The organism is Pseudofrankia inefficax, from assembly GCF_000166135.1.
GTDB classification, from domain to species: domain Bacteria; phylum Actinomycetota; class Actinomycetes; order Frankiales; family Frankiaceae; genus Pseudofrankia; species Pseudofrankia inefficax.
This window is the reverse complement of the sequence record NC_014666.1, coordinates 1,578,950-1,591,063: the sequence shown is the minus strand read 5'-3', so window position 1 is coordinate 1,591,063 and position 12,114 is coordinate 1,578,950. Positions and strand designations below refer to the sequence as shown.

Sequence of the window (12,114 nt, the reverse complement as noted above, 5' to 3'; positions counted from 1 at the left end):
GGTCGGGCCGGGCCGGGCGGAGGCGCGGGCCCGGTCGGCGGGGTCGCGAGCCGGGCGGGCCCAGGCGCGAGCCGGGCGGGCGACGGCCGCGGAGCGCCCGGCCCGGCAACGCTGGTTTGCCAACCAAGCGCTTGTTAGAGTGCTCGCGGCTCGATCCTGGAGGTTGGATGATCACTACGGTGGTGGACGGCGGGATCGCCGAGATCGTCGTCGACTACCCGCCGGTGAACGCGCTCCCGGTGGCCGGCTGGTACGCCCTCGCGGACGAGCTGCGGGCCGCGGGCGCGAACCCGGCCGTCCGGGTCGTCGTCCTGCGGGCTGAAGGACGCGGATTCAACGCGGGCGTCGACATCAAGGAGATCCAGCGCGACAAGGGCCATCAGGCGCTCATCGGCGCTAACCGTGGCTGCTTCGCCGCCTTCGCCGCGGTCTACGACTGTGCGGTCCCGGTCGTCGCCGCGGTGCACGGCTTCTGCCTGGGCGGCGGGATCGGGCTGGTCGGCAACGCCGACGTGATCGTCGCCAGCGACGACGCCACCTTCGGCCTACCCGAGGTCGACCGGGGCGCGCTCGGCGCCGCGACCCACCTGTCGCGGCTGGTCCCGCAGCTGAAGGCCAGGGCGATGATGTACACCTCGGCCACGGCGACCGCCGCCGAGCTGCACGCGTTCGGCTCGGTGCACACCGTCGTCCCGCGCGCCAAGCTGCGGGACGCGGCCCGAGCCGTCGCCGGCGAGATCGCCGCGAAGGACCCGCGGGTGATCCGGATGGCCAAGGAGGCGTTCAACGGGATCGACCCGTGGGACGTCAAACGCAGCTACCGCTTCGAGCAGGGCTTCACCTTCGAGCTCAACCTGGCCGGCATCGCCGACGAGGTCCGCTCCGGCTTCGGTTCCACGCCGAAGGCCGAGCCGGCCCCGGACGGGACCGATCAGAAGGCCGATCAGGGCGACGGCTGATGGACCTGACCTGGTCGGACGAGGATGAGGCGTTCCGCGCCGAGGCCAGGGCGTGGCTGACGGCGAACGTGCCGGCGACGCCGTTACCGTCCGGCGACACCCGAACGGGCTTCGCCGCCCATCTCGACTGGGAACGGCGGCTCTTCGAGGCTCGCTGGGCGGTCGTCTCCTGGCCGGAGCGCTATGGGGGCCGGGACGCGAGCCTCTGGCAGTGGCTGGTCTTCGAGGAGGAGTACGCCCGGGCCGGCGCCCCGCAGCGGGTCACCCAGAACGGGATCTTCCTGCTCGCCCCGACCGTCTTCGAGTTCGGCACTCCCGAGCAGCAGGACCGGATCCTCCCCCGGATGGCCGCCGGCCTGGACACCTGGGCGCAGGGCTGGTCCGAGCCGGGCGCGGGCAGCGATCTCGCCGGTCTGCGTTCCACCGGGGTCGAAGACGTCGAAGGCGGTGGCTGGCGTCTTTCCGGCCAGAAGACCTGGACGACCCGGGGCGCGTTCTGCACCCACCTGTTCGGTCTGTTCCGGACTGGCACGCCCGCTGCACCGGCTTCGGAGCCGGAAGCCGGGCCACGCACAGGCCGGGCCGGAGGCAGGCATCACGGGCTCACGTACTTCCTGGTGCCGCTGGACGCGCCGGGGGTGACGGTCCGCGGCTTCGAGCGCCTGGATGGTGACGAGGGCTTCGCCGAGGTCTTCCTCGACGACGTCTTCGTCCCCACCGAGAACGTCCTCGGTGGCGTGGGCAGGGGCTGGCAGGTCGCGATGGCGACGACCGGCTCCGAACGCGGCCTGACGCTGCGCCCGCCGGGCCGGTTCCTGGCCACCGCGAACCGCTTGGTCGAGCTCGCCCGCGCCACTCCCGGCGGGCTGCCGGCGGCGGTTCGCGACCGTGTCGTACAGGCCCACATCGACGCACAGGCCTACCAGCTCTTCACGCTGCACCAGGTCAGCGGCCTGCTCAACGGCCGACAGCCCGGAGCGGCGTCGAGCCTGAACAAGCTCTTCTGGTCGGAGCTGGACGTCCGCATCCACGAGACCGCGCTCGATCTGCTGGGTGCGGGTGCCGAGTTGGACGGCCCGTGGAGCAAGGGCTTCCTGTTCTCGCTGTCGGGCCCGATCTACGCCGGCACCAACGAGATCCAGCGGAACGTCGTCGCCGAACGCCTCCTCGGCCTGCCCAGGGTCTGACCCGGAAACCGCGGAAGGGAGCCGGTATGGACTTCGAACTCGACCCGGAGGCTGCTGCCCTCGTGGGGGCGGTCATTCCGGTGCTCGACGCCGAGGCGACCACGGCCCTCATCCGCGGCGCCTGGCCGGCCAGCTCCGGCGCGGCGGCGGGCGGCGTGGAGCAGGTGCGCAAGGTCTGGGCGACCCTCGCCGACATCGGTCTGGCCGGCGCGCTGGTCCCGGACGGAGCCGATGGGCTGGGCCTGACCATCTCGGACGTCGTCCCGCTGCTGGAACGCGTCGGCCACGCTGGCCTGCCCGTGCCCGCCGTCGAGACGGTCGCGTTCGCCGCGCCGCTGTTGGCCGCCGCCGGTCATCCGGCGCTGCCCGACCTCGTCGCCGGCCGGGCGCTCGTCGCGGTCGCCACCCGCACGCCGTCCGGCGACATCGTCGTGCCGCACGGCCAGCAGGCCGACCTGATCATCCTGCCGGTACCCGCGCCGCCCGGCGCGACGTCGTCGGGTTCGGCGAGGTCGTCGGGGTCGTCGGCGTCGGCGTCGGCGTCGGCGTCGGCGTCGAACGTGTCGACCGGCTCGCTGGCGTCCGACGCGTTCGGTGGGCTGCCGCACGGCACGGCCCGGCTGCGGATCTATCGCGCCGACGAGCTGGAGCTCGCGCCGGTCGGGACGGTCGACGGCGCCCGCGCGCTGGCCCGACTGACCGCATCGCCGGACCCGCTGGCGGGCGCGGTCCTGACGGACGACCCGGACGCCGCCCGGCTGGCCTGGTGGCGAGCGGCGGTCGGCACGTCGGCGGTTCTCGTCGGACTGGCCGCCCGAATGCTCACGATCACCGTCGACTACGTGAAGACTCGTCATCAGTTCGGGGTTCCGGTCGGCAGCTTCCAGGCGGTCAAGCACGCGTGCGCCTCGGCGCACCTCGCGACCGAGTTCGCCCGCCCCGCGGTCCTCGCCGCCGGGTGGCAGCTGGCCCACTCCCCCGACGACCACACCGCCGCGCGGGACGCGACGCTCGCCGCGCGGGACGCGACGCTCGCCGCGCGGGACGCGATCAGCGTCGCGAAGGTGTTGGCAGCGGAGTCGGCCCGGCTCGCGGCCCGCGTGGCGATCCAGTGCCACGGCGCGATCGCGTACACCACCGAATACGACCTGCACCTGTTCGCCAAGCGCGCCTGGGCGCTCATTCCCGCCTTCGGCGACCCGGTGTTCCACCGCGCCCAGCTGGCCAAAAGCCTCGGCCTGCGGTCAGCGGCCCCAGATGCCGCCCCGACAGACCTGGTGCCGCCTTTCGGAAGGGAAACGTCGCGATGACCGAGCAGATCGCCCAGCCGGCGCCGACGGCCGACGATGCCGAGCCTCCGGTGGTGCTGTACGAGGTGACCGGGCCGGTCGCGCGGGTCACGATGAACCGGCCCGAGTTCCGTAACGCCCAGAACTCGAAGATGACCTACGCCCTGGACGACGCGTTCTACCGGGCCGCGGCCGATCCCGAGGTGAAGGTCATCGTGCTGGCCGGCGCGGGCCGGCACTTCAGCGCCGGCCACGACATCGGAACCCCGGGGCGGGACATCGACCAGTCGTTCACCCGGCGCGCGGGCCTGTGGTGGGACCACGTCGGCGCCTCCGGCGCGGAGAGCCGGTTCGCCCGCGAGCAGGAGGTGTACCTGGGAATGTGCCGGCGGTGGCGGGAACTGCCGAAGCCGATGATCGCCCAGGTGCACGGCGCCTGCATCGCCGGCGGTCTGATGCTCGCCTGGGTCTGCGACCTGATCATCGCCTCCGACGACGCGTTCTTCGCCGACCCGGTCGTGCGGATGGGCATTCCGGGGGTCGAGTACTTCGCGCATCCGTGGGTGATGGGGCCGAGAGCGGCGAAGGAGTTCCTGTTCCTCGGCGAACGCGTCGCCGCCCGCCGCGCACTGGAGCTGGGCATGGTCAACCGGGTGGTCCCCCGCGACGGCCTCGCCACCGAGGTGACCGCGGTCGCCGAGCGCATCGCGACGATGCCCCGCCTTGGACTCGCCCTCACCAAGAAGGCGGTGAACCAGGCCGAAGACCTGATGGGCCTCCAGGCCGGCATGGACTCCGTCTTCGGACTGCACCACCTGGCGCACGCCCACAACGCCGAGGTCGGAACCGACCCCCTCGCCGGCCAGGACGCCCGCTCGATGCGTGACGCCCGCCGCGCCGCCGAATCCAGCGACTGACCAGCCGCCTTCCAGCCGCCGGGCTGCCACATAGCACTGTGCTCTGATCGGCCGCACCGCGGAACGCGAAGATCGACCGCACCGCGGAACGCGAAGATCGACCGCACCGCGGAACGCGAAGATCGACCGCACCGCGGAACGCGAAGATCGACCGCACCGCGGAACGCGAAGATCGACCGCACCGCGGAACGCGAAGATCGACCGCACCGCGGAACGCGAAGATCGGCCGCACCGCGGAACGCGAAGATCGGCCGCACCGCGGAACGCGAAGATCGGCCGCACCGCGGAACGCGAAGATCGGCCGCACCGCCTCGGGCGGCGGGGCGCCCTCGGCGAACGCTCCGGCGCGGGCAGGGAATCCGCCGAAGGCCCGGAGCAGTCAGGGCGCCGCTTCGCATACCCATCTGGCGATCTTCGGGCGATCCAGCGGCGAGTGACAGCGGTGATCGCCAGTTGCGTATGGATAAATGCGAAAAATAGGGCATCGGCCGACGATTTCCATACTCAACTGGCGATCATGAAGACGCCCGGCGCCCGCAGGGCGTGATGATCGCCGATTGGGTATGGGAAATGGCAGCCACGGGGGGCCAACCGCTCAGGATTGATCCGCCGCCCAGACGATCGCGGTCCGGACCCGGACGGGGCCGCCATTCAGACTCAACGCCGGCCCGGACAGGGCGGTGACCGTCCGAGCTGGGCCCACGGACGGCAGGCTCGGCGCGGCCGGGGCGGACGCGCCGAGCCTGGGGCTCGCGAGTGGAGCCAGGTCAGCCGGTGACCTGTGCCGGGGCGCCACCGATCGGGCTCGTGCCGGCCGGGCCGGCGCCGCCAGCCGGGCCCCCACCGCCAGCAGGACCGAGACCGCCACCCGGGCCGCCCACCCCGCCTACACCGACGCCGGCCACGCCGACGCCGCCGACACCGGTGCCCACGCCGCCCTTGTCAGTTCCGATACCGCCGATCGGCAGCGGGAACGGCAGCGGCAGGATGGTCACGCCGCCGCCCGCGCCGGTCAGGTTGGGCCGCGGCGCCAGCGGAGCCCCGACCGAGTCTGCGGCGGAACCGGCCGGCGCCACCGCGCCGGGCGCCACCGCCTCAGGTGCCACCGCCCCAGGTGTCACCGCGTCGGGTGTCACCGCGTCGGGTGCCACGTCGGACACAAAGCCCGACGCGGCGTCGGAGGCGGTGCCGGGAGTCGCGTCGGGCGTGCTGTTCGGGACGGCGTCGGACACGAAGCCGGAATCGGCGCCCGGGGCGGCGTCGGAGACAAAGCCTGATGTGGGGCTCGGGGAGGCGTCGGGTGCCTGGTCGGAGACGAAGCCAGGCGTGTCGCTCGGAGTGGTCGGGGCCTGCGCCGCCTTGTCGTCGGGGACGGTGAGGCTGGCCGGCGCCGAGGTGAGGGTGCCGCCCTCGGAGGCCAGGTCGCCGCTGGCGGTCGCCAGGTCCGTGACGAATCCTCGGTCGAAGTCGGCCTGGGTGGTCGTGTAGGTCGCCTCGCAGGTCTCCGACGCTCCGGCGTCGAGCACGGAGTTCGGGCAGTCGACGGGCGACAGCCCGCTCTGCGGATCCTGGATGCCGACGTTGTAGAGCGTGGCCGTCCCGCCGTTGTTGATGACATAGCTGTACGTGAGCGTCTGGCCGGGGCCGGTGAACCGGCCCGGGCTCGACGACGACGTCAGCGTGAGCGTGGACGACTGGGTGGCGCTGGCGGTCTGCGGGCCGAGCACGACCGCCGCGGCCGCGGCGGCGGTGCCCAGCGCGAGGGCGGCCGGCGCCGCGACCCGCGCAGAAATGATCATTGACCGGGTTCTTGACCCGGTTCTCCCGGCGATGCGCACATAAGCTCCTCGAGCATTCCCCGCCCCCGTTACGCCGACGGAGCAAGCGCCGGGTCGCGCGGCGGGATGCGGTTGACACTGCCGAGGGCCACCATAATCACTTAGCGTAATCAGATTACTACATTGCGCTACTCGGCGTGTCGAAAGCCGAGGGTCCCGGCACGCCCGGGGGCCGTCAGAGCACCGGGACCGTCAGAGAACCGGGACCGTCAGAGAACCGGGCTGCCCACGACCGAGATGGGGGTACCGGCCGGGACCTGGCGCAGCCGGGCCAGGTCGGCCAGGTGCAGCCGGACACAGCCGTGCGAGACCGCCGCGCCGGTCGTGCCGATGGCCTCGTCGGCGCCGAGTGGCCCGTGGATGCCGACGATCGCGTCCCCGGAGTGGGCCCAGTCCGTGATCTTCGTGGAGTGCGCGGACGTGACGAGGATGAAGTCGCCGTACCCGGGACCGGGCGGAGGCGCGAACAGCGCGAGGAAGAACTCGCCGGTCGGCGTCGGGTCATCCGGAGTGCCGACGCCGGCCGGGGCGTCCAGCGTGAGCTTGTCGTTCTGGTAGAGGCGCAGGTGCCGGTCACGGACGGAGACGACGATCCGGTAGGAGGTGCTCACCAGCCGCGCGTCGGCCGTCCGGATCCACGCCGTCGAGAAGTTCGGGCGCTGCGCCAGTCGGACCCGCAGCCAGCCGGGCCGCAGATCGATCACCGGCAACGCCGTGGGCGAACCCAGCCACGACCCGGGCACCACGCCCGCCGCCTTCGTCGCGTCGGGCGTGGCGTAACGCGGGATGTCGTGGGACAGCTGCGCGATCAGCGTGACGCCCGGTGGCAGCCGGGGCTTCGCCGGTTCGGTGGCCGCCGGCGGGGTCGGCCGGGTCGAACCGGAGTGGCCCCCTACCGCGCCCACGACCAGGACGACCGCCGTGACCAGGCCCGCGACCGTCGCGAGCGTGCCGACCAGGCGCCCCCACCGCCGCGCGAGCCACCGACCCCACGCCACCCCGCCCACGACGTTCTCCTTCTCCTACGAGCCGCGCGTCAGCACGGCGCGGGGTGAACCGGACGGGGAGGCCGTCAGCCGAACTGGACGTCGCGCAGCACGCAGCGCAGGGCGTCCCTGCCGCGGCCGGCGGCGCCGGCGACGGAGAACGGAACCGACGTACCCGGCTCGACGCCGGGCACCTTGACGACCCGGGTGTCGACGACGGTGCTGCCCTTGTCGGTCACGAAGTCGACGACGATCGAGTACGACCGCTTGCTCTTCGCCGTGTTGCGCACGGTGCCCGCGAGCGACCAGCCGCCGTCCTTGTCCGGGCCGCAGGTGCCGGCCGTGGCGTCCGAACGGGCGCCCTTCGCGGGGTCGTAGCTCGGCACCGAGACCGGTACCGACGGGCCGGCCGCCGCGGCCGGGCGCGCGGACCCTTCCGAGGAGCAGGCGGCCAGGCCACCGGTCAGCACGACGGCCAGCCCGGCGGCCGCGGTCGTGGCCCGCGCGGGGCGCCGCCGCGTGGCCGGTCTCGGTCTCATCACCATGTCGCGACTCCTCCAGGCCCGCGTCCGCCAGCCGATAGAGCAAGTCTCACCTAGTAATCACCTGAACACCATTAGCGACACCCAAGGTCCCATCGCGTCGCGGACGTCGCGTGTGGCGCCCCGGCCCCCTGGGACGGCGACCTGGGACGGCGACCCCGCGGAGGTGCGCCCGCGCGGGCCTACCGGGTACGAACAGCCGAGAACCCGGTGCGACCACGGCACCAGCAGCGCAGAAGGAGTGACGCCGGTGACCACCGACAGGACGCGGACACCCGCCGCTACGCCGGGACCAGTCGACTCCGCGCTCAGCCAGCCCCGTTGGACCCACATCGCGCTGCCGTCCGGGGATCTCGACGCCTCGATCGCGTTCTACACGTCGATGACACCGCTGGTCGTCGTCGCGACCCGGGAGGACGCCGACGGCCGCAACGCCTGGCTGTCCAACCCGGGCCAGTGGGAGACACCGTTCGTCCTGGTCCTGACCGCCTTCAACACGGCGCGGGGCACGCGGCAGGGCATCATGAAGCCGTTCGCGCACCTCGGCATCGAGGTCCCGCACCGCGCGGACGTCGACGCGATCGCCGCGAGGGCCCGGGCGGACGGCAGCCTGTGGTGGGAGCCCCGGGACATGCCGGACCCGGTCGGCTACATCTGCGCGGTGCACGACCCGGATGGCAACGTCGTCGAGTTCAGCCACAACCAGAAGGTGTATGCGACCGTCCGGGAGCTATGGGGGCCGGACCGCTGAAGCAGCCTGGCCGTTACCCGGGTCGACGTGAAATCAGCCACCCATCAAAGCTGGCCAGGACCGCTCGTCCTCAGAGCGACGGTAGGATTTCGGTTCGTGCCAGACGAACGGGGCCGGGCGCTACCACGCCTTTGCGTGGGTATGGCGACCTACGACGACTTCGATGGGGTCTGGTTCACGATCCAGGCGATACGGCTCTACCAGTCCGAGGTATCGGCGGAGCTGTCCTTCGTGGTCATCGACAACCACCCCGAGGGAGCCGCGGCGGAGCCTTTGCGGGCCCTGGCGGACTGGATTCCCGGCTATCGATACGTCCCCTTCGCCGGCTATCGCGGCACGGCCGTGCGTGACCTGGTCTTTCGCGAGACCGACGCGGACATCGTCTGCTGCGTCGATTCACACGTGCTGCTGCGGCCCGGTGCGCTCACCCACCTGGTGAACTGGTTCGAGGCCCATCCAGAAAGCCGGGACCTGCTCCAGGGGCCGCTGTTGTACGACAGTCTCGGTGAGCCGGCCGCGACGCATCTGGAGCCGACCTGGGGCGCCGGCATGTTCGGGCAGTGGGGGCGTGACCCGCGGGTCGACGACCCGAGCGGTGAGCCGTTCGAGATCGCGATGCAGGGGCTCGGTCTGTTCGCCTGCCGCCGGGAGGCGTGGCCCGGGCTGAACCCCAGGCTGCGCGGATTCGGCGCGGAGGAGGGCTACCTGCACGAGAAGTTCCGGCAGCGGGGCGCACGGGTGCTCTGCCATCCCGGGCTGGGCTGGCTGCACCGCTTCCCACGGCCCGCCGGCACCGGGTACGCGAACCGGTGGGAGGACCGGATTCGGAACTACCAGGTGGCCTGGTCGGAGATCGGCTGGGATCACGCGCCGATCGAGGAGCATTTCCGGGAGCTGCTCGGCCCGGACGTCGACGCCGACGCGGTGTTCGGGCAGGCCCGCGCCCAGTCCGCGCATCCCCTGGCCGTCTTCGACGCGGTTCTGTGCGTGGCCGGCGACGACGAGACCTGCGACGCCCACCTCCACCCGGCCGACGTCGCCTGGCGGGTGGAGCGGGTCCAGGCGGATGCCGGGCCGGCGGCCGATCCGGAGTGGCGGCGGCTGTCTCGCTGGCGGGCCGCTCTCACGGCGGCGGCGCGGCGCGGCTACGGCCAGGTTCTCGTGGTCGACGACCCGGCCGGCCCGGTGGTACCGACCCGGCCGGATCACCGGGACCGGCTCGCGGTGGTCGCGGACCGGGACTGGGACGTGTGCCTGCTACCAGCGTCCGTGGCCGGCGGCGACGGGAGCGCGCCCCTCACGGTGGCTGTACATCAAAGGGCCTACGAACGCCTCCTGGCGGATTTTCCACACGACGCACCCACCTTTATGGAATTCCGTAACGCCTGGGACGACCCGCGCCGGTACCTTCGCGAACGTATTGCCGACGGGATTCTCACCGCGGTCGACTTCTCCTACGACCGGTCGGACGACGACCGGCCCGTGCTCGCGCCGGGGAACGAGGTGATACAGCTCACGGACGGCTTCCTGGTTCGCCAGGGCTCCCCGCCGCGCGAACACCGTCTGAACAACACCGCCGCGGTCATTCTGGAACTCTGCGACGGCGGCCGCACCGTCGCGCAGATCGCCGAGTCGCTCGCCGAGATCTTCGCGCTGACCCCGGCCCCGTCCGTCGAGGTGGCCACCTGCGTCGCGCAGCTCCGCGAAATCGAGGTTCTCGCGGAATCCGGGATCGCCTTACCGTGATGCGATATCTTGGCGCCCTCGGTATCCAGGCGCCTTCGGTATCTGGCGACCTCGGTGGATGACATGTAGGGGGGAACATGCAGGAGCGCCCGCGGGACGATTCGGCGGACGGCCCGGCCGACGAGGACAGCCTTCCCGGCAGCACCGGCCGGCGGTCCTTCCTCAAGCAGATGGTCGCGCTCGGTTTCAGCGTTCCCACCGTCAACACCCTCGGCAAGTGGTGCGGCCCGAGGCCGCCACACACCACACGGCCGCCGCACACGACGCACCCACCGCGGACGACGACCAAGCCGCCGGTCACGTCGACGACGACCACCGCGCCACCGTCCACCACTACCAGCGCGGCGCCGACGACCACACTCGTGCCCACCACGACCCTCGCGCCGACCACCACGCTCGTACCGACGACGCCCGCACCCACGACGACGCTCGTACCGACGACCACGACGACGCTGGCACCCACCACCACGCTGGCACCCACCACCACGCTGGCACCCACCACGACACTGGCACCGCCGACGACCACCACGCTCGCGCCGGCAACGACCACGACGCTGGTGCCTCTCTAGGCCTTTCGGCAGGGCGACCGGGCGGTCGGAGCGTTCCGCGGAACGCTCCGACCGCGAGGCCTCAGTCCTCGCCGGAGAAGCGCTCCCACGCGGCCTGCTTCGTCACGCCGAGGGTCTCGCCGATGCGGGTCCAGCTGATTCCCCGGCGGCGCAGGGCGTCCACGTGGTGGTGGACAGCGGCGTCGACCTGGGAAACGACGGCCTGAATCCGGGCCAGGCTGGCGAGCAGCTCGTCATCGGACTGTTCGTCCCAGGAGCCGAGCTCGGGCGCCGGGAGCGGGATGATCTGGTTGCAGAGGTCGACGCAGACGTTGCAGATGTAGACGCCCGGACCTGCGACCAGCTTGGCGACCGAATTCTGGTCCTTGCCGCAGAACGAGCAGCGCGCGAGCGCCGGCTCACTGGTCGTCACTGTGGAAGCTCCTGAAGTAGCCATGCCGTCAAGGTAAGCCTGACGCCTATGCGCGTCAAGAACACCTTGACGCGCTCTCGACGACGCGGCGTCAGGTGTTCTTGTTGGTGGCCACGTAGAAGCCGGGGAGCTCGCCGCCGCCGTGGACCTCGAGGTCGGCGCCGGTGACGTAGCCGGCGAGCGGAGAGGCCAGGTAGAGGCAGGCGGCGGCGACGTCGGCGGGCAGGGCGGCCCGGCCCATCGGGACGACGGCGTCGATCGCGCCGGTCGCCTCGCCGTAGAAGCCGCCGGCGTCGACGGCGGTGTTCGCGAGCCCGACCGTCACGTGGTTGACCCGCACCTTCGGCGCCCATTCCAGCGCGAGGGACGAGGTGAGCGCGACCAGGCCGGCCTTGGCCGCCGCGTAGGCGGCCGAGCCGGGCGCGGGGCGGCGGCCGGAGACGCTGCCGATGTTCACGATCGCGCCGCCGCCGGGCTGGGTCCGCATGACCGCGTTGGCGGGCTGGCCGACGTAGAAGGCGGCGTGCAGGTTGAGCGCGACGACCCGTTCGAAGAACCGGGGCGAGGCGGTGGCCGCGTCGGCGACCGGACCGCCGCCCGCGTTGTTCACCAGGACGTCGAGCCGGCCGAACCGGTCGGCCGCCGCGGTGACGACCCCCTTCGCCTCGGCCGCGTCCCGGATGTCCGCGGCGACGAAGCTGGCCTCCCGGCCGGCTACGGCCGGCAGTAGGTCCGGTCGTGACCGGCCGCAGACGAGCACGTCGGCGCCGGCCGCGAGGAACGCCAGGGCGATCGAGCGGCCGATCCCCCGGGTGCCGCCCGTCACGATCACCGCCTGGCCGTCGTACCGGGCAGCGTTGCCGGCCACCGCGACCGCCGCCTCGATCTCGCCCTGCGTCATAAGACCGACCCCGCTTC

12 protein-coding genes are annotated in these 12,114 nt (G+C 72.4%); 7 read left to right on the top strand and 5 right to left on the bottom strand.

Going from position 1 to position 12,114, the window contains the following annotated elements:
• Nucleotides 1–167 precede the first annotated feature (167 nt).
• The 4 genes from FRAEUI1C_RS06325 to FRAEUI1C_RS06310 are packed head-to-tail and all read left to right on the top strand — an operon-like array spanning nucleotide 168 to nucleotide 4,352.
• Complete coding sequence (locus FRAEUI1C_RS06325; protein ID WP_013422457.1) at nucleotides 168–959, top strand: enoyl-CoA hydratase family protein; 792 nt, start codon at nucleotides 168–170, stop codon at nucleotides 957–959.
• Nucleotides 959–2,146: an acyl-CoA dehydrogenase family protein gene (locus FRAEUI1C_RS06320; RefSeq protein ID WP_013422456.1), complete on the top strand. Its 1,188-nt coding sequence runs from the start codon at nucleotides 959–961 to the stop codon at nucleotides 2,144–2,146. The genes FRAEUI1C_RS06325 and FRAEUI1C_RS06320 overlap by 1 nt, the downstream gene beginning before the upstream one ends.
• Before the next feature lie 26 nt (nucleotides 2,147–2,172).
• Nucleotides 2,173–3,456: an acyl-CoA dehydrogenase family protein gene (locus FRAEUI1C_RS06315; protein WP_013422455.1), complete on the top strand. Its 1,284-nt coding sequence runs from the start codon at nucleotides 2,173–2,175 to the stop codon at nucleotides 3,454–3,456.
• Nucleotides 3,453–4,352 carry an enoyl-CoA hydratase gene (locus tag FRAEUI1C_RS06310; RefSeq protein WP_013422454.1) on the top strand — a complete coding sequence of 300 codons (900 nt, stop codon included), beginning with the start codon at nucleotides 3,453–3,455 and terminating at the stop codon, nucleotides 4,350–4,352. The genes FRAEUI1C_RS06315 and FRAEUI1C_RS06310 overlap by 4 nt, the downstream gene beginning before the upstream one ends.
• A 767-nt stretch (nucleotides 4,353–5,119) precedes the next feature.
• On the opposite strand, the gene FRAEUI1C_RS38930 is transcribed toward FRAEUI1C_RS06310, so the two are convergent.
• The 3 genes from FRAEUI1C_RS38930 to FRAEUI1C_RS06295 form a co-directional block, all read right to left on the bottom strand.
• Nucleotides 5,120–6,151, bottom strand: coding sequence for a CLIPPER-2 domain-containing protein (locus tag FRAEUI1C_RS38930; protein ID WP_041258933.1), 1,032 nt, complete (start codon nucleotides 6,149–6,151; stop codon nucleotides 5,120–5,122).
• Between the two features lie 248 nt (nucleotides 6,152–6,399).
• Nucleotides 6,400–7,197, bottom strand: coding sequence for a L,D-transpeptidase (locus FRAEUI1C_RS06300; RefSeq protein WP_013422452.1), 798 nt, complete (start codon nucleotides 7,195–7,197; stop codon nucleotides 6,400–6,402).
• 65 nt (nucleotides 7,198–7,262) lie between these two features.
• A complete protein-coding gene (locus FRAEUI1C_RS06295; protein WP_013422451.1) occupies nucleotides 7,263–7,721 on the bottom strand; it encodes a hypothetical protein in 459 nt (152 codons plus the stop codon).
• A gap of 247 nt (nucleotides 7,722–7,968) precedes the next feature.
• On the opposite strand from FRAEUI1C_RS06295, the gene FRAEUI1C_RS06290 reads away from it, so the two are divergent.
• The 3 genes from FRAEUI1C_RS06290 (at nucleotide 7,969) to FRAEUI1C_RS40105 (ending at nucleotide 10,784) form a co-directional block, all read left to right on the top strand.
• Nucleotides 7,969–8,469 (top strand): VOC family protein, encoded by a 501-nt coding sequence (locus tag FRAEUI1C_RS06290; RefSeq protein WP_013422450.1) that lies wholly within the window; start codon nucleotides 7,969–7,971, stop codon nucleotides 8,467–8,469.
• Between the two features lie 141 nt (nucleotides 8,470–8,610).
• On the top strand, nucleotides 8,611–10,215 hold the full coding sequence (locus FRAEUI1C_RS06285; RefSeq protein ID WP_157735317.1) for a PqqD family peptide modification chaperone: 1,605 nt from the start codon (nucleotides 8,611–8,613) through the stop codon (nucleotides 10,213–10,215).
• 77 nt (nucleotides 10,216–10,292) lie between these two features.
• The gene (locus tag FRAEUI1C_RS40105; protein ID WP_013422448.1) at nucleotides 10,293–10,784 is read left to right on the top strand and encodes a hypothetical protein; all 492 of its coding nucleotides are present in this window, start codon (nucleotides 10,293–10,295) and stop codon (nucleotides 10,782–10,784) included.
• A gap of 61 nt (nucleotides 10,785–10,845) precedes the next feature.
• On the opposite strand, the gene FRAEUI1C_RS41820 is transcribed toward FRAEUI1C_RS40105, so the two are convergent.
• Together FRAEUI1C_RS41820 and FRAEUI1C_RS06270 are read right to left on the bottom strand one after the other, a co-directional pair.
• Nucleotides 10,846–11,196 (bottom strand): ClpX C4-type zinc finger protein, encoded by a 351-nt coding sequence (locus tag FRAEUI1C_RS41820; RefSeq protein WP_013422447.1) that lies wholly within the window; start codon nucleotides 11,194–11,196, stop codon nucleotides 10,846–10,848.
• 91 nt (nucleotides 11,197–11,287) lie between these two features.
• Nucleotides 11,288–12,097, bottom strand: a complete 810-nt coding sequence (locus FRAEUI1C_RS06270; protein WP_013422446.1) for an SDR family oxidoreductase — start codon at nucleotides 12,095–12,097, stop codon at nucleotides 11,288–11,290.
• Nucleotides 12,098–12,114 lie beyond the last annotated feature (17 nt).

Coding starts and splice junctions, on each gene's coding strand:
- FRAEUI1C_RS06325 (WP_013422457.1), top strand. CDS start 168: ATGATCACTACGGTGGTGGACGGCGGGATCGCCGAGATCGTCGTCGAC.
- FRAEUI1C_RS06320 (WP_013422456.1), top strand. CDS start 959: ATGGACCTGACCTGGTCGGACGAGGATGAGGCGTTCCGCGCCGAGGCC.
- FRAEUI1C_RS06315 (WP_013422455.1), top strand. CDS start 2,173: ATGGACTTCGAACTCGACCCGGAGGCTGCTGCCCTCGTGGGGGCGGTC.
- FRAEUI1C_RS06310 (WP_013422454.1), top strand. CDS start 3,453: ATGACCGAGCAGATCGCCCAGCCGGCGCCGACGGCCGACGATGCCGAG.
- FRAEUI1C_RS38930 (WP_041258933.1), bottom strand. CDS start 6,151: ATGATCATTTCTGCGCGGGTCGCGGCGCCGGCCGCCCTCGCGCTGGGC.
- FRAEUI1C_RS06295 (WP_013422451.1), bottom strand. CDS start 7,721: ATGGTGATGAGACCGAGACCGGCCACGCGGCGGCGCCCCGCGCGGGCC.
- FRAEUI1C_RS06285 (WP_157735317.1), top strand. CDS start 8,611: ATGGCGACCTACGACGACTTCGATGGGGTCTGGTTCACGATCCAGGCG.
- FRAEUI1C_RS40105 (WP_013422448.1), top strand. CDS start 10,293: ATGCAGGAGCGCCCGCGGGACGATTCGGCGGACGGCCCGGCCGACGAG.
- FRAEUI1C_RS06270 (WP_013422446.1), bottom strand. CDS start 12,097: ATGACGCAGGGCGAGATCGAGGCGGCGGTCGCGGTGGCCGGCAACGCT.